This window comes from Erysipelatoclostridium sp. MSK.23.31, assembly GCF_019125875.1.
GTDB classification, from domain to species: Bacteria; Bacillota_I; Bacilli_A; order Erysipelotrichales; family Coprobacillaceae; genus Thomasclavelia; species Thomasclavelia ramosa.
Map to the genome: position 1 here is coordinate 43,190 of NZ_JAHOCB010000007.1, position 18,720 is coordinate 61,909.

Here is an 18,720-nt window from a genome sequence, read left to right on the forward strand (position 1 = left end):
TAATTTCCTAATAATAAAAAATATTAATACAACAATTAGAGATATCATCCTATTCGTTATTAATTATAAACTATAATAATTAGATAGTACATTAAAATATTATTAATAAAAAATAAAGGAAGTGATTACTCACTTCCTACTCGAATTCATTATTCTTCGCTACTTCTCTTATCCAGTTAGCACTCTTCTTTTCAATTCTCTTGTATCCCTGATCTAATGCTACACGAATGAATCCGTAACGATTTTTAAAAGCATTTGCCCATGACCAGTTGTCTATTACTCCCCAGTAATGATATCCTAAACAGTTTGATCCATCTTCTATTGCTTTTGCAATCCATTCCAGATGATCCCTTACAAATTCTATTCGATAATCATCCTGTACCGATCCATTTTCATCCATATATTTTTCTTCTCCTTCTACCCCCATTCCATTTTCTGATATGAAATAAGGCAGATCCGGACATTCATTTTTAATCTTCATCCCAAAATCATAGATTCCTTTCGGATAAATCTCCCAGCCACGGTGTTCGTTCATTCTTCTCTCTGGCCAGATATATGGTTTCGCTATACATGGCAATCCATTTTCATCAAATTTCTGATCTGGTGCCTGAATTCTTGTCGGCTGGTAATAATTAAATCCCAACCAATCTACTTTTCCTCCAGCTAAGATTGCTTCATCTCCAGGGCGACGATTCATTTTGATCTTCCATTCATTTTCTACTGTATCAATTACATCCTTTGGCAGATGTCCGTGTGCTACTACATCTAACCACCAGCGGTTATGCAACCCGTCTGTCATTCTTACTGCTTCCAGATCCTCTGGACTTGGATCTTCTTTTGTATATGGTGGTGCAAAGCAGTTGATCATCCCTATCTTCGCTCCTTCAACCATTTTCCCTCTAGCCTGCAGTTCTCTAAAGTTCATTACTGCTAGACAGTGTGCTAATGTGATATTATATTGGACATCCAATGAACGTTTAATGTTCTTTTCATAGGGAAACCAAACCCCATGCAAATATTGCTGTTCTGGTTCAACGATTGGCTCATTGAATGTAAACCAATATTTAACTTTGCCACCAAATTCCTCCATTGCCTTTTTAACAAAATTTGCATAAGCTTCAACAACTTCACGATTAGCCCAACCACCACGTTTATATAAGTATTCAGGCATATCGAAATGATACATGTTCATAAAGATATCGATTCCGTTTTCATTGGCACAATCGATCAGTTTATGATACCATGCAGCTCCTTCTGGATTAATATTTCCATCCTGATCAAGCAGTCTAGTCCACTGCATTGATGTTCTAAAAGATTTAAAGTTCATTGATTTGAACAGTTTTATGTCTTCTTCATAACGGTGATACATATCATTTCCGACATATGAGCCAACATTGTTATGAAAAGCATTGATTTCCTGGTCAGACCACATGTCCCAGTATGATCTTAGGCGACCACCAACGTTATAAGCACCTTCAGTTTGCGGACCAGATAAAGCCGCCCCAAAGAAAAAATTGTCTGGTAATTTGATTGTCATTTTCATTCTCCTTTATTCGTATATATTTATATTGTAATGGCTATCAAGACTATTTACAACAAAAAAATAAGTAGGATAGATAATTTATCCTACTCATCGTCAACAGATAATATCGCCATGAATGCCTCTTGTGGAATTTCAACATTTCCAACTGCCTTCATTCGTTTTTTACCTTCTTTTTGTTTCTCTAGTAATTTCTTTTTACGAGAAATATCGCCGCCATAACATTTTGCCAATACATTTTTACGCATCGCCTTAATTGTAGTACGGGCAATTATTTTCCCTTGTAGTGCTGCTTGAATTGGCACTTCAAACATTTGTTTTGGAATAATTTCTTTTAATTTTTCACAGATAATTTTTCCTCGTCCATATGCAAAATCCTTATGCACAATTGTTGAAAGTGCATCAACGACTTCTCCGTTCAATAAAATATCCATTTTTTGAAGTTTGCTAGTACGATAGCCAATCAATTCATAATCAAGAGATGCATAGCCTTTAGTACCTGATTTTAATTTGTCAAAAAAATCATATACAATTTCAGATAAAGGAATTTCATAAATTACATTACGTCGAGTATCATCAATATATTCAATATCCTGATATTCTCCACGTTTAGATTGACATAATTCCATGATAACCCCTACGTATTCGTTTGGAGTCATAATAGAAGCTTTAACATAAGGTTCTTCAATATGATCAATTACTTGCGGCTCAGGCATCATCGCTGGATTATCAACGATTACTTCACTACGATCTGTCAAATAGCAATGATAAATAACTGATGGTGCCGTTGCAATTAAATCAAGATCAAATTCTCTTTCTAAACGTTCTTGAATAACATCCATATGCAACAAGCCTAAAAAACCACATCTAAATCCAAATCCTAATGCTTGTGAGGTTTCTGGATCAAACATTAATGATGAATCACTTAATTTCATTTTTTCTAACGCTTCCCGTAAATCTTTATAACGAGCGTTATCAACAGGATATAAACCACAATATACCATCGGATTTAATTGGCGGTATCCGGGTAATTGAATATTAGACTCATTTTCAACTGTAGTTACAGTATCCCCCACATGAATATCCTGGATGGATTTTATTGAAGCGGCAAACCAGCCTACTTCACCTACCACTAACTGTTCTTTTTTTACTTCACGAGGAGTTCTTACACCTAATTCAGTTACTTCATATGTTGCTCCTGTTGCCATAAACTTCACATGATCTCCAACGTTAATAGTTCCTTCTTTAACCCTAACAAATACAATTACTCCGCGATAACTATCATAATAAGAATCAAAAATCAAAGCTTGTGTTGGATTATTCACATCTCCACTAGGAGCAGGAAATTCCTGTACAACTTTTTCAAGAACTTCTTCAACATTTAAACCGCTCTTTGCTGAAATCAACGGTGCATGATCTGCCGGCAAACCAATAACTTCTTCAACTTCACGTATAACTCGTTGCGGGTCAGCACTTGGCAAATCGATTTTATTAATAACTGGCAATATTTCTAAATTATTATCTAGAGCCAAATACACATTTGCCAACGTTTGTGCTTCAACTCCCTGCACTGAATCAACAACTAATATTGCACCTTCACAAGCAGCCAACGATCTCGATACCTCATAAGTAAAGTCGACATGACCTGGTGTATCAATTAAATGTAACAAATATGTTTGACCATCTTTAGCAGTATAATTCAGTTGAACTGCGTTTAATTTGATGGTAATTCCTCTTTCTCGCTCTAAATCCATACTATCGAGTAACTGTGCCTTCATTTCACGATCTGCGACAGCTCCAGTTATTTGCAAAATTCGATCTGCTAGGGTGCTTTTACCATGATCGATATGTGCGATAATTGAAAAATTTCTAATTTTACTTTGATCAATAGTCATTTTTTCACCCACTTTCGTTAAATCATTATAACAAATAAGCCGGTTAAACTCAAATGATATTTAATCATAGTTTTTGAAATATTTATCTAATAAAGAAACTCGTTCTGCAATTACTTCAATTGAAGTAATTTGTTTTGACTCGGCACATTCTAATGTTCTCGAATGCAGTCTTCCTTTAACTGCAATCATGCATCCTGGTCTTGCACAATCAATAATCATTTCAGCGATACCGCGCCATAAACTTACAACAATGTAATCATTTTCAAATGCACCAAGACTATTTTTAAAACCTTGTTCGATTTGAATAGTTGCATTTGCTACTTTTACACCTCCAATCGTTGTTTTCATTTCCGGGATATCTACTAATCTCCCTACTAATGCTACAGTATTTAACATTATTTACCCCTCCTTTATGACAAAATTATAGGCATAATTATAAAAAGATTACAACACTGTAAAATTAACCATAATTAACGACATTGTCAAAATGGGTCACTGGTGAAACTTTTTCTTTCAGATGTGTAGCAAAAGTTAACAGATATGCTTAAATAGACTATATCAGTCTATAAAAAATTGTCGAAAAAAATATACATATTTTGCAAAAAAAGTCCATCTTATCCCTGTTTCGCCCAAAATAACTACTATATTTATTTTTATATAATATTTTTCAATACCTCCAATAACAAAAAAAACTCTATAAAAATAGAGTTTAATATTCCCAAATTAAGATTCATTTTTTATTATTCCCACCCCATCATAATGAGGACAATATAAAAAAGATATTTTCTTATACTTTCTTAAACACAGAAATAAATATATTTTTGATTATGCTCCATTATAGTACCTTAACTCATCTTGCTTGTACATACTTTATCTTTAGAATTCCAATTTATTTTGCTAGAGTTCAATTAATATTAAATTGGGCTAAATATTTAGTTAACATCTTATCTAAACAAAACTAATTATTGTAATACTTGTATCTATTTTTTCCGCCTTCTTTTGCTTGATACAACGCTTTATCTGCTTTTAAATATAAAGTATTCATATCTCTACCATCAATAGGTGCTAGTGCTATTCCAATAGAAGCTTGGATGTTTATCTGATCCTTTTCACTTTGATAATACAAATCTAATTGTTGAAGAAGTCTGGATATTAAACGATTAAAAAGCTTGATGTCTTGAATGTTTTTTACAAAAACCACAAATTCATCTCCTCCAAAACGTGAAATAATAGCATCATCACAAAATGAATTTTTCAAAACATTTGCTACATCAACTAATGCTTGATCACCAGCTAAATGTCCTAAAGAATCGTTAAGATTTTTAAAATTATCTAGATCAATTAATAAAAAAACCGCCTGCTGTCCTTGAGGTACTTCTTGTAAATATTCATTAATATGTGTTTTACAATAATATCGATTATATAGTCCAGTTAACTCATCTGTATTTGCTTTTAGCTTTAATCTTTCTATTTGCTCTTTTTCACTTTGATTTAATAAATATTGTTCTGTGGTATCTGCAACCATCATTAATATGATTTTTGTATCTTCATCATAAATATAATAGTGTATTGTTTTTTGGTGAAATTCTCCACAACTATCCAAAATTCGTATATTACAAAAATAGTCGCCATCTTTTTGCAAAGTTAAAAAAATATAATCGAGATTCATTTTAGTTTGAGCTACTTTGCGATCTTCTATAACCACCTGACTTTCAATAAATGTATCTAAGGCATCTTTATAATCAAATTCATTTTCATTAAAAATTAGTTCCTTCATTCCTTCAGTAACAAATTGTAAATATTTGCCACTATCGCAATCAATATAACAGAGCGATTCAAAATTCTTTTGTACATATTTTGTAATTACCGTTTGAAATACATCGTCTTTATCGATTTTTTTAATTAGAATTAAAATACGGTCTTCTAATGCTTTAGGAACCATTAAATGGATCCGATACCAGCCATAAAGAAAATGCTCTGTTTTTTCACGGATATCGATATGTGCATTCTTTTTTTGAAAAACAAGTTCTTTTAAATGGTTAAATGATAAAAAACTATTAAGATATTCTAATTCAGAAATATCACTGCATCTCTGCATAAATAAAGATAAAAATTTGTTATAAGACATATCATGAATTGATAAATTTTCACCTTTAATAGCAGATATGTTTTGTGTCATTATATCTATATCAAAAATATAAGCATTTTCCTCGATAATCGTTGAGAGTATTGCATCACTATCAATAAAAAACTCCATATTTCGTTTTTGTTCTTGAATGTCCATAATTCCCATTAAAACTTTAGGACTATAGTTCATTTGTGCTAGTACAAAAACAAGCCGTATCCATGAATACCCATCATTACTATTATGAATACGAACATCAATCGTCACTTTTTGTTTTTTTGCTGAAGATAATTCATTATAAGTTTCACAAATGATAAGATGATCCATAGAATAAATATATTTTTTTATAAATTCAAAAAAATTAATTCCCGAAAATATGGATAAATATTTATCTTTTCGTTGAAAAACAATCTCCATCGTATTCGTAACCGGATCAATTTCACATAATTCATCGTATATATCCATATAATAGCGTGAATATTCTTTAAATAAAAGTTGATCTTGAATTTGATAATCAAATGAGAATGGTTCGAAACGGAAAATTAAATTACTAATATCTTGATGATACCCTTCCAATCGATAACATTGTGTAAAATTAGTATTGAGATACCCGCCACATCGTATATACATCCAGCCATTTTCAGGATGTTTCCAAGGATATTCGACTTCTGCCTTATTCCCACTTATTAAACGTTCAACTGCTTCCTCTACATAAGAAACATAAGCTGGATGTATTCGTTCTACCCAAAATTGATAAACTTCCTCCGGCGAATAAGAATCCGCTACTCCTAACAGTAATTTCATATGAGTATTACCAAACATTTTAGGGTCATTCTTTTTATTATGAGACAATTCAATAACCCAAATTCCAATTTTAGCATTTTCCAGCATATTATCTATTAATAAATTTTCCATTAAAATTCTCCCAATTAAAATTATTTATTAAACTTATTTAGCATCTTGCTTGTAAAATCATTTGAATCAATAGGACGACTATAATAGTATCCCTGTCCATAATCACAACCAATTTCTTTAACCAATAAATCATCTTCACTTGTTTCTACTCCTTCAATAACAGAAAAGATAGAAAGTTTCTTAGATAGTTGAACAATTTCCTCCATTATTAAACGTGCATTTTGATTTCTAGTATCCTTTATCTCAACTAAAAAGCTACGATCCAGTTTTAATTCATCAATATTTAATTTTCCTAAAGTATTTAATGAAGAATATCCTGTTCCAAAGTCATCCATAGATATTTTAAAACCAATATCTCTTAATTCTGTTAATTTTTTATTTAAGTCATCTACATTTTCGATTGCAATTTCTTCCAGAATTTCTAAAGTAATTAATGATGCTGGAATATTATATCTATCTAATATTCCACAAAGATTCTTTACGTATCCAATTTCATAAAGTACTAATTTTGATTGATTAATTGCAATCGGAATAGCTTGATATCCTTCGTCAATCCATTGGCGAAGCAATTGGCAAACCTTTTCAACCATATACATATCTAAATTAACACAAAATCCATTCTGTTCAAAAATTGGGATAAATTGTGAGGGAAAAATTGTAGTCCCATCGTTTCTTATCCAACGTACCAAGGCTTCAGCACTAGCAAGAGAATTAGTTTTTAAATCTATTTTTGGCTGTAAATACAATTTAAACTCACCGTTTTCTATGGCTTCGTACATATGCCTTTCGATATAGTCATTCATTTTTTCTTGCTCATGTAAAGCCGCATCGAAAAACCACAGCGGTATTTTAAAACTATTTTTCGATATTTCTAAAGCAAACATTGCATGTGTCATTGACACTTGTAGTTCCTGCTTGTCTGTAGCTGTTGCAATACCACAACTCATAGTAATTCTATAATTACTATTAGAATCATTCGATGACGTTCTGATTTTTTCTAAAATTTCTTTAAGACGAACTTCAAGAATGTTTTTTTCAGTCTCTAATAAAAACATATAAAAAACATCAGCACTATCACGACAGACAAGTTCACCATCTTTGATATTATCATTTAAAATTCTTCCAATGTAGCACAGTAACCTATCTGCTTGTTCTTTTCCAAAAATCTCATTTATAAATTTAAATTTACGTACATTTAGTGCAGCAATTGCATATTCAGAATGTTCTTCAATATGCTGGTGTGCCAATTCCCCAAAACGATTCAAATTATAAATTCCTGTTAGACGATCTAAATATGCAAAATCCATTAATTGCTGGTTATTCTTTTTCATTGTCCGATAACCATAAATTAAAAGATAACCTACTAGTAACACTATAATGACAAAGAAACAAGCTACTGCATAAGCAACCGAGTAAATCCCACTATTACTATTTTGAACAGAGTTAATACAAAACAAATACCATTCATTAACATCAAGCGGTTCTAAAATTGAATGATACTCTTTTCCTTCATAGGTAAATGTAAAACGGACTATTTCAGAATTTTTCATACTTTTTTTAATTTTTGTTAATTCATCTCCAGACAAATACGGTTCTTTAAATATATCAGTCTTTTTTTCTTTAACAACTGCATGTGAGGAACGAATCAAAAATTTCCCATTCACATCCAATAAATGGATATAAGCACTCCCATTTAAGACCTTTTCGCCATCTATAATTTCTGAAAATATATCAACAACACTACTAGCAATCATAGCTCCAACAATTTGTTTATTTCGATATACTGGAACGCCAAAAGTAAAAACCTCTTCTTCGGAAAAATCACCATAGAATGGTTCTGAAACATTTTCCTTTCCCCGCAAAGCTTTACGAACAACTTCTTGTACTTCAGGCTGTAGCGACGATAAATGAATATCACTAGAAATAATATGATCACCTGTAGATAGTGTTCCCATTTCATCATTGTAAAAAAAAGCAACTGTCAAGAAATCATTTTCAATATATGCCCTTTCCAAAATGGAATCAAAATCAGCAGACTCATCCAAATTAGAATTTCCAATAATGCTTGCGACGGTATTTAACATTTGAAAATTATTATTAATTTGTTTATCTAATCTCTTTTTATAATTATCTGTTTCTTCAATCATTCTTTCATCGGTTGAACGATCAAAAGCTGTTCTTATCACATAGAAAAATCCAGCTCCAATTGATGCTAAAAATATCCCAATAATGACTGCAAAAATAATTATTTTTCTAAGACTTTTCTTAACTTTATCTTCATACATGATTTTCGCTTCCTATCACAAACTTGAAATTTTACGTATGTTATTATACCAAAAAATGAAATTATAACAACTGTTGAAAATAAAAATATACCTCGTTTAATATTGCAATATTTTTATTGTATCTTGTATATAATTATTGCCCAATTACAAGTAACTCATAAAAGAATCATATACCAACTATATAATAATTTTATAAAATCTTCAAAACTAATTTTACAAATATCTTATTATTGCTCTAATCTATAATTATCTAATAAATTTACCAATATATACTGAAAAAGAAGGCAATTTAGCCTTCTTCTACAACAACATATGCAATTGCATAATCATTTTCATGAGCGATTGAAATAAAAGTATTAGGATAATTAATTTTTGGCTTGCCGTTTTTATCATTTAATATCTCAATATCATGAAAAGACAGCATGCCATGTTCAATCCCATGAGCCTTAAAAAAAGCTTCTTTGGCAGCAAAACGTCCACCCAAAAATTCTTTTTTTTGTTTTAAAGAATTTTTATTTTTAAAAATTAAAAATTCATTTTTTGTTAATAGTTTTAAAACAAAACATTCATTATCTAAATTCAGCCGATTTAGATCAACAATATCACAACCAATACCACTTATCATTGTTAGTCTTTAAACTTCTTTTCATACAAACTCATTAATTCATCCAATGACATATCATCATCAATTTCATCAATCAAAGAGTTTTGTTTTTCAACATCGTTAGTACCAAAATCTAATTTGAACTCACCAGTTCGCTCCTCAATAATTTTAAGCTGATCCTGTTCTTCTTCCACAATTTTAGCTATATTACGTAAATTATCTTCTACTGTAGGCAAATCTTCAATAACTTTTTTTTCTTTAGGTTCATCATTAATAGTTGTCAGTTTTGCTTCTGATTCAACTTGTTCCTTTTCCTCATAATTTCCAAAAAAAGGACTAATTACAGGAACTAATTGATCAACATTTTTACGTTTTTTAGGTTTTGAAGAAGTTATTGGCTTTACAGCTTTTTTATCATTTTTTCCTTTTGTAATTCCCATCATTGGTGAAATAACTTCACTCATTTGATAAATTTGACGAGGTTTTTCTTCTACCTTAGGCTTTGCCTCAACAACCTTAGTTTTTTCTTTAGTCTTTGGGGTAGGCGTTACAGTCACTTCTGGCTCCTCTTTAAATTCTTCATCATATATTAATGGCGTGCTAAATTTTTCCTTACGTCGCTGTTCAACGACAGGATCCACTTCAAAAATATCTTCATCTTCTTCATGCTTTTTAAATAAGCCTCTAAACATCACTGTTTCCCCCTTTTCTAGAAAAATGAATCTCCAATACTATATTTATCTTTATCTAAAACTAATATACCTCTAATTTGGGGAGCATTAGGCAGTCCTAACTCTCTTGCTGAACAAATCATCCCGTTAGAATCAATTTTACGTAGTTTTGAAGGTTTAATAACCAATCCACTAGGCATAACTGCGCCAATAGTAGCTACTACCACTCTTTGCCCAACTTCAACATTAGGGGCACCACATACAATTTGTGTAGTAGTATTCTTTAAATCAACCTGACAAATATGTAAGTGGTCAGAATCTGGATGTTCTTCCATTGCAGTTACTTCACCAACAATAAAACGAGGTTCTTTGTCTAAGACAACCGGATCAAGTCCGTGAGTTGTTAAAAGTTCATTAAATTTTTCAATTTGATTATCTGAAAAATTAACTAGTCCAGTATTTAATTCTCCCAAATAATTACTAGCATTCAACAAATTAAAACCAAGTATCCTATTTTTACTATCTTTCAATACGACTAAATCATCATATTTATCATAATCAAAGGTCCTACCTTCTCCACATCGTGCTAATAAAATATCACCAACATGTTTTAAATTATAAAATCCATGAAATATCATTCCTATACCTCTTATTTTAACGTATCAATAAACGCCTGTATTTCTTCTTTAGTCTTACGTAACTTACTTACAAAGCGTCCACTTTCTTCTTTATCGTTATAAGCTACAAAAGAAGGAATACCTAAAATATCCTGATCCTTACACAAATCAATCATATTGTCACGATTAATCATATAAAACTTGTATTCAGGATTGGCATCAACAATATCGCCAATGAACGGTTTTACAAACATACAGTCAGGACACCAGTCTGCTGTAAACATTATAATCGTTTTACCTACACGAATATTGTCAAATTCTTCGATTGTTTTAATTTCTACTAATTTATCCATTTTTACGATACCTTGCTACCAATTTATAAATTGGCCCTTTCTCACAAAATTTCCGCTCATACTCAGTCATAATATTGATTTCACTTTCAGGACTGTTATGCAAATCTAAACTAATGTACTCTATATCCATTGGATATTGGTTTAAAGAAATAATCGAATATTCGAACAGTCCACGATTATCACTTTTAAATTCAATATTTCCTTCATCTATTAAAATATCCTTGTATACATCTAAAAATTTACTTGATGTAAGTCGTCTTTTAGCATGCTTACTTTTAGGCCAAGGATCACTAAAATTCAAGAATATTTTATCAACTTCATCTTTTTCAAATACTTGATGCAATTCAATTGCATCGTAATGCATTAAACGCAAATTATTTACTTTTTCTTCACGAGCATTTATCTTATTTATTGCTGCTGCTAAAACACTTGGGTATTTTTCAATACCAACAAAATTTATTTCTGGAAATTGACGAGCATTTTCATAAATAAAATCACCTTTACCCATCCCGATTTCAATATATATTGGATGATTATTTCCAAAAATATCTTTCCATTTATTTTTACAATTTTCCGGCTCCAATATTACAAAAGATTTATTTTCTTTCATAATATCATATGCTTTTGGATTATTTCTTAAACGCATTATTACTCCCCTTTACATATAAAAATATTCTATCATAAATCCTCCATCAAGTCGACTAATTCCTCATTAGATAATTCTCGAAAATCACCCAATGCTAAACTCCTATCCAGTTCAAGATTGCGGATCGATAAGCGTTTTAAATATATTACCTCTTTACCACAAACCTCAACCATCTTTTTTACTTGATGAAACTTTCCTTCAAATATTTCAATTCTAACATCACAACTATCATTGTTTTTATTAATAATTTCTAGGTTGGCAGGTTTACAGTGATAGCCAGTATTTAAAATAATCCCATCTTTAAATGCCTGAATATCTTGTTCATCCATAACTCCCGCAATATTTGCAAAATATATTTTTGAATGATTTCGACTAGGGGCTAATAATTTATGACTAAAATCACCATCATTAGTAATTAACAATAGTCCTTCTGTATCTAAATCCAAGCGGCCGACAGGAAATAAATCATAATTTTCATAGCCCTCAATCAGTTCTAATACTGTAGGATGAAGATTGTCTTTAGTTGCACTAATATATCCCGCTGGCTTATTCAGCATTATATAGACATATGGCCGGTATTCAATCAACTCATCATCAAATACTATTTCATCAATTTCATGATCAACTTTAAAATCATCTTTCTTTATAATCATTCCATTTACTTTTACAAAACCTTTTCGAATCAGTGATTTTACTTCTTTTCTAGTACCAATCCCATAGTTTGCAAGCAATTTATCAAGTCGCATTACCATATAGTTTAATATACCTTTCTTCTTTGTTATTAGATTGTTTATCTGTTGAAAAAGTCAAATAAACCAATACACTAAATTCACTTTTACTAGTAATACCAGATAGATTTACACCCTTATAAATTCCATTGGCTTTATCTACTACTTCAGGAACTAATGAAAAAATATCTTCCTCAAGAATTCCTAAGGTTGGTAGACTTTCATTATCATCACCAGCAACTTTTGCTATTGCTTGTAAATGATACATATTTATTGTCGGTGTGTCAATAATAACATCATACCGATATTTTTTATCTTCAACTTTATTGACTACTAAACGTATATTAAATTCATTTGTAGCATTCAAAAATTCATTATGATTATCTATTTTATTTTCATATTCTTTATATTGTCGATAAAATTTATTATCGTTATTGTCTTTATTTTTGCACCCTATTAAAACTAGGCAACAAATTAGAATCAAAGCAATTTTTTTCATTTTTATCACCTTTTTTATTATATCACGTTTTTATATGTATACAAAAAATAAAACATATAAATGTCTTTTTGTAAAGCTCATACTTATAACAAAAGACATCACAAAAGTTACTTCTTATCTTTTGTGATGTCATATTAAACTTTCTATTTACATTTAAAAGTTTCACAAGCTGTTTCTTGAATATCTTTCGCTTCGTGACATTTACAATTACAAACTGTAATTTCTTTTGCCTCACAATTACAATCATGATTGTAAACACAAGTATCAACGTGACAACATACACCTTTAGCCATGGAATCACCTCCATAAATAGTTTTAACTAAAATACTAAAAGTATGCGAAAAGAAAAGGATAAATATGATTATTTATCCTCGTACTCAATCAAACAGCTAAAACTATATTCTAATTCACTTGAAAAAGTCATTGCCACTTGATAATGCAGCGATAAAATTTTAGGATTTTTCTTTTCCAAAAAATCATTAATTTCATCTTCTAAATCTAACTCGTGTGTTTTTTCAATAATTTTTACTTTCATAAGATAATTATAAAATTTATCTTATTCCTTTTTTGTCATTATTGGTTGATTTCAACTTTAAAAGTACATTCAAAAATCTCACTAGGATTTAGACTAACTACACCCTCTTTATCCTTAAATTCCCCAGTGAAACCAACATAATCACTATGACCTACCCAAGGTTCAATGGCAATTAGTCCACCCACATGTTTAGCTGCCCAAATACCTAAGTGATTAAAACCTTCCATATGGAATACTAAAGATTTATTGTGATTTAATGACTTCAATGATAATGTTTTTGATTTCACGTCCTTTAAAACAATTGCATCATTATCAAATAATTGCTGACGAACAAAAAATCTCTTTTCGTTATCTAAAAACGGTAATGTTATATCTGACATTCCTTTATGTTCAACATCAATAATTTTTTGATTAACAGTCTCATTCTCACTAAATTCTAAATAGTAATCATTACTTGATTCATTTTCCATAAAAGGACAAGCAAATGCAGGATGACCACCAATTTGGAAATAAATAGTCTGACTATCGGTATTAGTAACTTTACAATTACAGCTAAGTACATTCTTATCCAATTTATAAGTTACATCTAACTTAAATAAATATGGATATTGTTTAGCTATTTCCTCATTTGAAATAAGTGTAAAAACTACTTCTTGATCATTAATTTGATTAGCCTCATATTCACTATGACGTGAAAAACCATGTTGAGTCATAGTATAAGTTTTACCATCAATTCGACACTCATTATTTTGTAGCGCACCTACAATAGGAAATAGGATTGGAGCACTATTCGCCCATTGAATTGGATCACGACGCCACATATAATTAATTTGATCATCCTGCCCAACAATTTTAATAATTTCTGCACCTTTATTAGCTAGAGTAACCTCTAAAACTTCATTCTTTAATGTAATCATACTATCCTCCAATTTTTACATTTCCATCAATCATTACAAAATCAACATTAATTTCTTCATCAAACATAATAATGTCCGCTGTTTTGTTAACTGCAATTTCCCCTAAATTAATTAAATTTAAATTTTTAGCAGGATTATAACTAGCTAAATTAACAGCTTCATTAATTGATAAACCTAAATGTTGATATGCATTCTTTACTGCATTATTCATTGCTAAAATACTACCAGCTAAAGTCCCATCTTCTAAACGAGCTGAATTATCTTTAACAAATACAGCTTGATTACCTAATTTATATTGACCATCTTCTAAACCAGAAGCTTCAATAGAATCAGTGATTAAAATCACTTTATCTAAACCTTTAGCCCTTAAAAGCACTTTTGCAGCTGGATAGCTGACATGAATTCCATCTAAAATCAATTCCGCATAAACTTCATCATGTTCCATGATAGCTCCTACTACTCCTGGATTTCGATGTGTTAATGGTGTCATTGCATTATAAGTATGAGTACCTGAAGTTGCTCCAGCTTTAATTCCAACAACTGCTTCGTCATAAGTTGCATTAGTGTGCCCAATACTTACAACCACACCTTCTTTGACTAAATACTCGATTAACTTATCAGAATCCTTTAATTCTGGTGCTAAACTTAATTTTTTTACAATTTTACCATATTCACCAACTAAACTGCTATAATTTTCAGCTGTAGGTTTGATCATAAACTCTTCAGGTTGAGCTCCTTTATATTTTGTATTAAAAAATGGACCTTCCATGTGTACTCCTAGGATTTTACTTCCTCCAACTTTATCCATGTTATCTCCAACATTTTTAATAGCCGCATAAGTATCTTCTTTAGACATCGTCATCGTTGTAGGTAAAATTCCTGTTACACCTGTTTTTACGGCAGTACTTGTAATTGTATCAAGATCTTCAAAAGTGTTATACATTGTATCACTGCCACCACGCCCATGAGTATGAACATCAATAAATCCTGGTGACACATATCTACCTTTTGCATCAATTACTGTTTCATCATCAGGTTGACGATTAGAAATCTCAGTAATCTTTGTATTTTCTACATATACATTTGCATCTACTACTTGATTTTTTAAAATAACTTTCCCGTTTGTTATACAGTATTTCATTTCTTTTAGTCCTCCTATATCTATATAGTATTATAGCACAATTCTATCTAGATGAAACAAATAAGACTCAAATAAAAAGAAGGTGATTTATTGTAGTCCCATTATTTAGGTATTTCAAATGGTGGAGTTCATTTTATTATGGTTAAACTCACAAGATAACAAAAAAATATTGTGTATAAAAAATTTTTGAAAAGAATAAATTCCACAGTCAATATTAAAAAAGAAATTGTTTAGATAATTCACCAATGAAGAATTCCGTTGGAAAAATGAAATTTTTTATGGTTATGAATATACTTTTAGATCGTTATATAATTTAAAGATTGCAATAGAAGAATGTATAAAACAATACTATACTCAAAAAATAACAACAAAATTAAAAGGATCAACTCCTGTACAATACAGGATCAATCCTTATTAATAGCATAACTAAATTAGTGTCCAAGAAATTGACTTCACTTCAATTTGACCTTCTTTTGAATTATTTATCATGATGATTTAAATCATCAATAATTTTTTCGATTTTATTACCATACTCTAAAGAGGTATCGTTAACAAAAATCAGTTCTGGTACTTTACGAATTGTAAGACGTTTAGCTAATAAAGAACGAATAAATCCTTTAGAACGATTTAATGCTTCCATTCCTTTGCGCGTATCAAAGTCTTTTCCTAAGAAAGTCACATATACTTTAGCAATTGATAGATCAGTAGTCGTATCAACTGCAGTAATAGTACAAAAACCTATCTTAGGATCACGTACTTCAACTTGAATGATTTGTGATAACTCGCGTTGAATAATACCATTCATCTTATCCTTTTTAAGAATCATTTAATTCACCTACTTAACTTCGACTTCTTCCATGATATATCCTTCGACAATATCGCCTTCTTTAATATCATTGAAGTTTTCAATACTTAAACCACATTCAAATCCCGCTGCAACTTCTTTAGCATCATCCTGGAAACGTTTTAATGAACCTAATTTTCCTTCATATACAACAACACTATCACGAAGTAAACGGATTCCACAATTACGGCGAATAAAACCATCTGTTACATAACATCCAGCAATATTTCCAACTTTAGAAACTTTAATTACCTGACGAATTTCTGCTTGACCTGTAACAACCTCTTTAATTTCTGGAGCAAGCATACCTTTCATCGCGGTTTCAATCTCTTCAACCATTTTATAGATGATATTGTGTAAACGAATCTCAATTCCTTCTTCTTCAGCCTTTTGACGTACTTTTGCATTTGGACGAACATTAAAACCATAAATAATTGCTTGTGAAGCAGATGCTAATAGAACATCAGATTCTGAAATTCCTCCAGCTGTAGAACGAATAACATTTACTCTTACACCATCAACATCAATTTTTTCTAATGAAGCTTTAACTGCTTCAGCAGTACCTTGGACATCAGCTTTAACAATAATGTTTAAGTCAATCATTTCGCCCTCTTTGATTTGAGAGTATAAATCATCTAATGATAAGGCAGCTCCTGAACTACGCTCTTTATCTTGTTTCGCTTTTAATCGTGTTTCACCAACACTACGAGCTTGTTTTTCGTTTTCAAAAGCCATAAACTTATCACCAGCGACTGGAACGTCATTTAAACCCGTAATTTCAACTGGAGTAGCGGGAAGTGCTTCTTTAATAATTTTTCCACGATCATCAAGCATTTGACGAACACGTCCAAATGATGTTCCAACTACAATTGGATCTCCCGCTCTTAAAGTACCATTTTCAACAAGTAACGTTGCAACTGGTCCACGCCCCTTATCTAGTTTACCTTCAACTACACTGCCATATGCATAACGATTAGGATTTGCTTTTAAATCTGCTAATTCTGCAACAACAGTTAAAGTTTCTAGCAATTCTTCAATTCCAATTCTTTTTTTAGCAGAAATTTCACAGTATACTGTATCTCCACCCCAATCTTCAGGAAGCAGACCATGCTCAGCCATTTCTCCTTTGATTCTTTCAGGATCGGCACCTTCTTTATCAATTTTATTAATCGCAACGACAATTGGTACACCTGCTGCTTTTGCATGATCAATTGCCTCTTTTGTTTGTGGCATAACACCATCATCAGCTGCTACTACAATAATAACAATATCAGTTACTTGAGCTCCACGAGCACGCATAGCAGTAAATGCTTCATGGCCCGGTGTATCTAAGAAAGTAACTTTTTTTCCATTAACTTCAACTTGATAAGCACCGATATGTTGTGTAATCCCACCAAATTCACCTTCTACAACCGCAGACTTTCTGATTGTATCTAACAATGTAGTTTTACCATGATCAACATGTCCCATAATTGTAACTACTGGACAACGAGGCTGTAAATCCTTCTCATCATCCTGAATATCAATTTCCTCAAAATTCACTTCACTAACTTCAACATGTTTTTCGACTTCAAAACCATATTCAAGACAAATTAATTCTACTTGCTCATCATTTAAAGATGAATTAATAGTTACCATCGTTCCTAATAGAAACAATACTTTAATAACATTGGCAGGCGTTTGTCCAATTTTATCAGCTAATTGACCAACAGTAATACCTTCTTCATAAACAATGACACCATCTTTAGCAACTATTTCTTCTTTTTTGGTCGGAAAATTAGACTTTAATTGTTTCTTTCTTGGCGCACCTTTTTTATTTTTTGTTTGTTTATTTTGTTTTGCCATATGTTCACCCTCCTATCTTTTCTTTTAATATTTTAGCAAATCCAGTATCCTGGATACCAAGTGCTACTCGATTTTTTTTACCGATTGCACTGGATAGTTCATCAATAGTACAAGCTATAACATACTCAACTTTATAACTTGTACATTTATCGGTGATCTTTTTTTTAGTATTGTCACTAGCGTCGCTAGCAATAATAACAAATTCTACTTCGTTACTTCTAATCTTTGTGATTAAAGTTTCACCAGTAACGATTTTTCGAGCTCGCGCAGCCAAGCCAAGTGTATTTAAATAATTATTCATCCGCAAATTTTTCCAGTTCTACGAAAATTTCTTCAGGAATTTCAACCTGCAAAGCCCGAGCTAAAACTTTTTTCTTTTTTGCTAACACGAACGCTTCATGACTACGTTTCAGATAAGCTCCTCGTCCATTCATCTTACCAGTTGGATCGACAGCTACTTGACCTTCTTTATTACGTACGATTCTGATTAATTGTTGTTTTGGCAACTGTTCACCCGTTGCTAAACATTTTCTTAAAGGGATTTTTCGCAATTTAATCAC

The 18,720-nt window shown here is 31.2% G+C and carries 21 protein-coding genes; 1 reads left to right on the plus strand and 20 read right to left on the minus strand.

Features of this window, described 5'->3' with window-relative positions; all coding sequences use genetic code 11:
* Positions 1-136: 136 nt before the first annotated feature.
* The 16 genes from KSU54_RS05170 to nagA form a co-directional block, all read right to left on the minus strand.
* Positions 137-1,537 carry a glycoside hydrolase family 1 protein gene (locus KSU54_RS05170; protein WP_008791746.1) on the minus strand — a complete coding sequence of 467 codons (1,401 nt, stop codon included), beginning with the start codon at positions 1,535-1,537 and terminating at the stop codon, positions 137-139.
* 89 nt (positions 1,538-1,626) lie between these two features.
* Positions 1,627-3,435 (minus strand): translation elongation factor 4, encoded by a 1,809-nt coding sequence (lepA, locus tag KSU54_RS05175; protein ID WP_008791747.1) that lies wholly within the window; start codon positions 3,433-3,435, stop codon positions 1,627-1,629.
* A gap of 60 nt (positions 3,436-3,495) precedes the next feature.
* Complete coding sequence (locus KSU54_RS05180; protein ID WP_003538275.1) at positions 3,496-3,831, minus strand: single-stranded DNA-binding protein; 336 nt, start codon at positions 3,829-3,831, stop codon at positions 3,496-3,498.
* 562 nt (positions 3,832-4,393) lie between these two features.
* A complete protein-coding gene (locus KSU54_RS05185) occupies positions 4,394-6,475 on the minus strand; it encodes a sensor domain-containing diguanylate cyclase (protein WP_003538274.1) in 2,082 nt (693 codons plus the stop codon).
* A 20-nt stretch (positions 6,476-6,495) separates the two neighbouring features.
* On the minus strand, positions 6,496-8,760 hold the full coding sequence (locus tag KSU54_RS05190) for a bifunctional diguanylate cyclase/phosphodiesterase (protein ID WP_117791795.1): 2,265 nt from the start codon (positions 8,758-8,760) through the stop codon (positions 6,496-6,498).
* A gap of 289 nt (positions 8,761-9,049) precedes the next feature.
* Complete coding sequence (gene acpS / locus KSU54_RS05195; protein WP_003538269.1) at positions 9,050-9,385, minus strand: holo-ACP synthase; 336 nt, start codon at positions 9,383-9,385, stop codon at positions 9,050-9,052.
* A 2-nt stretch (positions 9,386-9,387) separates the two neighbouring features.
* Positions 9,388-10,056 (minus strand): hypothetical protein, encoded by a 669-nt coding sequence (locus KSU54_RS05200; protein WP_117791796.1) that lies wholly within the window; start codon positions 10,054-10,056, stop codon positions 9,388-9,390.
* A 17-nt stretch (positions 10,057-10,073) separates the two neighbouring features.
* Complete coding sequence (gene ytpR, locus KSU54_RS05205) at positions 10,074-10,673, minus strand: YtpR family tRNA-binding protein (RefSeq protein ID WP_003538266.1); 600 nt, start codon at positions 10,671-10,673, stop codon at positions 10,074-10,076.
* 11 nt (positions 10,674-10,684) lie between these two features.
* Entirely contained in the window at positions 10,685-11,005 is a 321-nt protein-coding gene (locus KSU54_RS05210) for a thioredoxin family protein (RefSeq protein WP_009009120.1), read from the minus strand.
* The gene (gene trmB, locus KSU54_RS05215) at positions 10,998-11,651 is read right to left on the minus strand and encodes a tRNA (guanosine(46)-N7)-methyltransferase TrmB (protein WP_003538263.1); all 654 of its coding nucleotides are present in this window, start codon (positions 11,649-11,651) and stop codon (positions 10,998-11,000) included. The genes KSU54_RS05210 and trmB overlap by 8 nt, the downstream gene beginning before the upstream one ends.
* Positions 11,652-11,683: 32 nt before the next feature.
* The gene (locus tag KSU54_RS05220; protein WP_008791749.1) at positions 11,684-12,403 is read right to left on the minus strand and encodes a pseudouridine synthase; all 720 of its coding nucleotides are present in this window, start codon (positions 12,401-12,403) and stop codon (positions 11,684-11,686) included.
* On the minus strand, positions 12,387-12,878 hold the full coding sequence (locus KSU54_RS05225) for a hypothetical protein (RefSeq protein ID WP_003538258.1): 492 nt from the start codon (positions 12,876-12,878) through the stop codon (positions 12,387-12,389). Before KSU54_RS05225 ends, KSU54_RS05220 begins: the two co-directional genes overlap by 17 nt.
* A gap of 143 nt (positions 12,879-13,021) precedes the next feature.
* Positions 13,022-13,171 carry a DUF1540 domain-containing protein gene (locus KSU54_RS05230; protein WP_003538256.1) on the minus strand — a complete coding sequence of 50 codons (150 nt, stop codon included), beginning with the start codon at positions 13,169-13,171 and terminating at the stop codon, positions 13,022-13,024.
* A gap of 68 nt (positions 13,172-13,239) precedes the next feature.
* Positions 13,240-13,413, minus strand: coding sequence for a sporulation protein Cse60 (locus KSU54_RS05235; RefSeq protein ID WP_003538253.1), 174 nt, complete (start codon positions 13,411-13,413; stop codon positions 13,240-13,242).
* A 38-nt stretch (positions 13,414-13,451) separates the two neighbouring features.
* On the minus strand, positions 13,452-14,330 hold the full coding sequence (locus tag KSU54_RS05240) for an aldose 1-epimerase family protein (RefSeq protein ID WP_003538252.1): 879 nt from the start codon (positions 14,328-14,330) through the stop codon (positions 13,452-13,454).
* A gap of 1 nt (position 14,331) precedes the next feature.
* Positions 14,332-15,471: an N-acetylglucosamine-6-phosphate deacetylase gene (nagA, locus tag KSU54_RS05245; protein ID WP_009009118.1), complete on the minus strand. Its 1,140-nt coding sequence runs from the start codon at positions 15,469-15,471 to the stop codon at positions 14,332-14,334.
* Between the two features lie 271 nt (positions 15,472-15,742).
* On the opposite strand from nagA, the gene KSU54_RS19410 reads away from it, so the two are divergent.
* A complete protein-coding gene (locus KSU54_RS19410) occupies positions 15,743-15,889 on the plus strand; it encodes an IS3 family transposase (RefSeq protein WP_081723939.1) in 147 nt (48 codons plus the stop codon).
* A gap of 60 nt (positions 15,890-15,949) precedes the next feature.
* Here the strand turns inward: KSU54_RS19410 and rbfA are convergent, their stop codons facing one another.
* From rbfA to rnpM, 4 genes are read right to left on the minus strand one after another with little or no spacing between them, the layout of a single operon-like run.
* Positions 15,950-16,297 carry a 30S ribosome-binding factor RbfA gene (gene rbfA / locus KSU54_RS05255; protein ID WP_003538248.1) on the minus strand — a complete coding sequence of 116 codons (348 nt, stop codon included), beginning with the start codon at positions 16,295-16,297 and terminating at the stop codon, positions 15,950-15,952.
* 9 nt (positions 16,298-16,306) lie between these two features.
* Positions 16,307-18,160, minus strand: coding sequence for a translation initiation factor IF-2 (gene infB / locus KSU54_RS05260; protein WP_008791750.1), 1,854 nt, complete (start codon positions 18,158-18,160; stop codon positions 16,307-16,309).
* 4 nt (positions 18,161-18,164) lie between these two features.
* Entirely contained in the window at positions 18,165-18,461 is a 297-nt protein-coding gene (locus tag KSU54_RS05265; protein WP_008791751.1) for a L7Ae/L30e/S12e/Gadd45 family ribosomal protein, read from the minus strand.
* Complete coding sequence (gene rnpM / locus KSU54_RS05270; protein ID WP_008791752.1) at positions 18,454-18,711, minus strand: RNase P modulator RnpM; 258 nt, start codon at positions 18,709-18,711, stop codon at positions 18,454-18,456. The genes KSU54_RS05265 and rnpM overlap by 8 nt, the downstream gene beginning before the upstream one ends.
* Between the last annotated feature and the right edge of the window lie 9 nt (positions 18,712-18,720).

What these genes read in the sequence shown, in the direction of transcription:
- rbfA (WP_003538248.1), bottom strand. Translation starts at nt 16,297, where the DNA reads ATGATTCTTAAAAAGGATAAGATGAATGGTATTATTCAACGCGAGTTA.
- KSU54_RS05225 (WP_003538258.1), bottom strand. Translation starts at nt 12,878, where the DNA reads ATGAAAAAAATTGCTTTGATTCTAATTTGTTGCCTAGTTTTAATAGGG.
- trmB (WP_003538263.1), bottom strand. Translation starts at nt 11,651, where the DNA reads ATGCGTTTAAGAAATAATCCAAAAGCATATGATATTATGAAAGAAAAT.
- KSU54_RS05265 (WP_008791751.1), bottom strand. Translation starts at nt 18,461, where the DNA reads ATGAATAATTATTTAAATACACTTGGCTTGGCTGCGCGAGCTCGAAAA.
- KSU54_RS05190 (WP_117791795.1), bottom strand. Translation starts at nt 8,760, where the DNA reads ATGTATGAAGATAAAGTTAAGAAAAGTCTTAGAAAAATAATTATTTTT.
- KSU54_RS05235 (WP_003538253.1), bottom strand. Translation starts at nt 13,413, where the DNA reads ATGAAAGTAAAAATTATTGAAAAAACACACGAGTTAGATTTAGAAGAT.
- KSU54_RS05200 (WP_117791796.1), bottom strand. Translation starts at nt 10,056, where the DNA reads ATGTTTAGAGGCTTATTTAAAAAGCATGAAGAAGATGAAGATATTTTT.
- lepA (WP_008791747.1), bottom strand. Translation starts at nt 3,435, where the DNA reads ATGACTATTGATCAAAGTAAAATTAGAAATTTTTCAATTATCGCACAT.
- KSU54_RS05170 (WP_008791746.1), bottom strand. Translation starts at nt 1,537, where the DNA reads ATGACAATCAAATTACCAGACAATTTTTTCTTTGGGGCGGCTTTATCT.
- acpS (WP_003538269.1), bottom strand. Translation starts at nt 9,385, where the DNA reads ATGATAAGTGGTATTGGTTGTGATATTGTTGATCTAAATCGGCTGAAT.
- KSU54_RS05220 (WP_008791749.1), bottom strand. Translation starts at nt 12,403, where the DNA reads ATGGTAATGCGACTTGATAAATTGCTTGCAAACTATGGGATTGGTACT.
- nagA (WP_009009118.1), bottom strand. Translation starts at nt 15,471, where the DNA reads ATGAAATACTGTATAACAAACGGGAAAGTTATTTTAAAAAATCAAGTA.
- KSU54_RS05240 (WP_003538252.1), bottom strand. Translation starts at nt 14,330, where the DNA reads ATGATTACATTAAAGAATGAAGTTTTAGAGGTTACTCTAGCTAATAAA.
- KSU54_RS05230 (WP_003538256.1), bottom strand. Translation starts at nt 13,171, where the DNA reads ATGGCTAAAGGTGTATGTTGTCACGTTGATACTTGTGTTTACAATCAT.
- ytpR (WP_003538266.1), bottom strand. Translation starts at nt 10,673, where the DNA reads ATGATATTTCATGGATTTTATAATTTAAAACATGTTGGTGATATTTTA.
- KSU54_RS05210 (WP_009009120.1), bottom strand. Translation starts at nt 11,005, where the DNA reads ATGGATAAATTAGTAGAAATTAAAACAATCGAAGAATTTGACAATATT.
- infB (WP_008791750.1), bottom strand. Translation starts at nt 18,160, where the DNA reads ATGGCAAAACAAAATAAACAAACAAAAAATAAAAAAGGTGCGCCAAGA.
- KSU54_RS05180 (WP_003538275.1), bottom strand. Translation starts at nt 3,831, where the DNA reads ATGTTAAATACTGTAGCATTAGTAGGGAGATTAGTAGATATCCCGGAA.
- KSU54_RS05185 (WP_003538274.1), bottom strand. Translation starts at nt 6,475, where the DNA reads ATGGAAAATTTATTAATAGATAATATGCTGGAAAATGCTAAAATTGGA.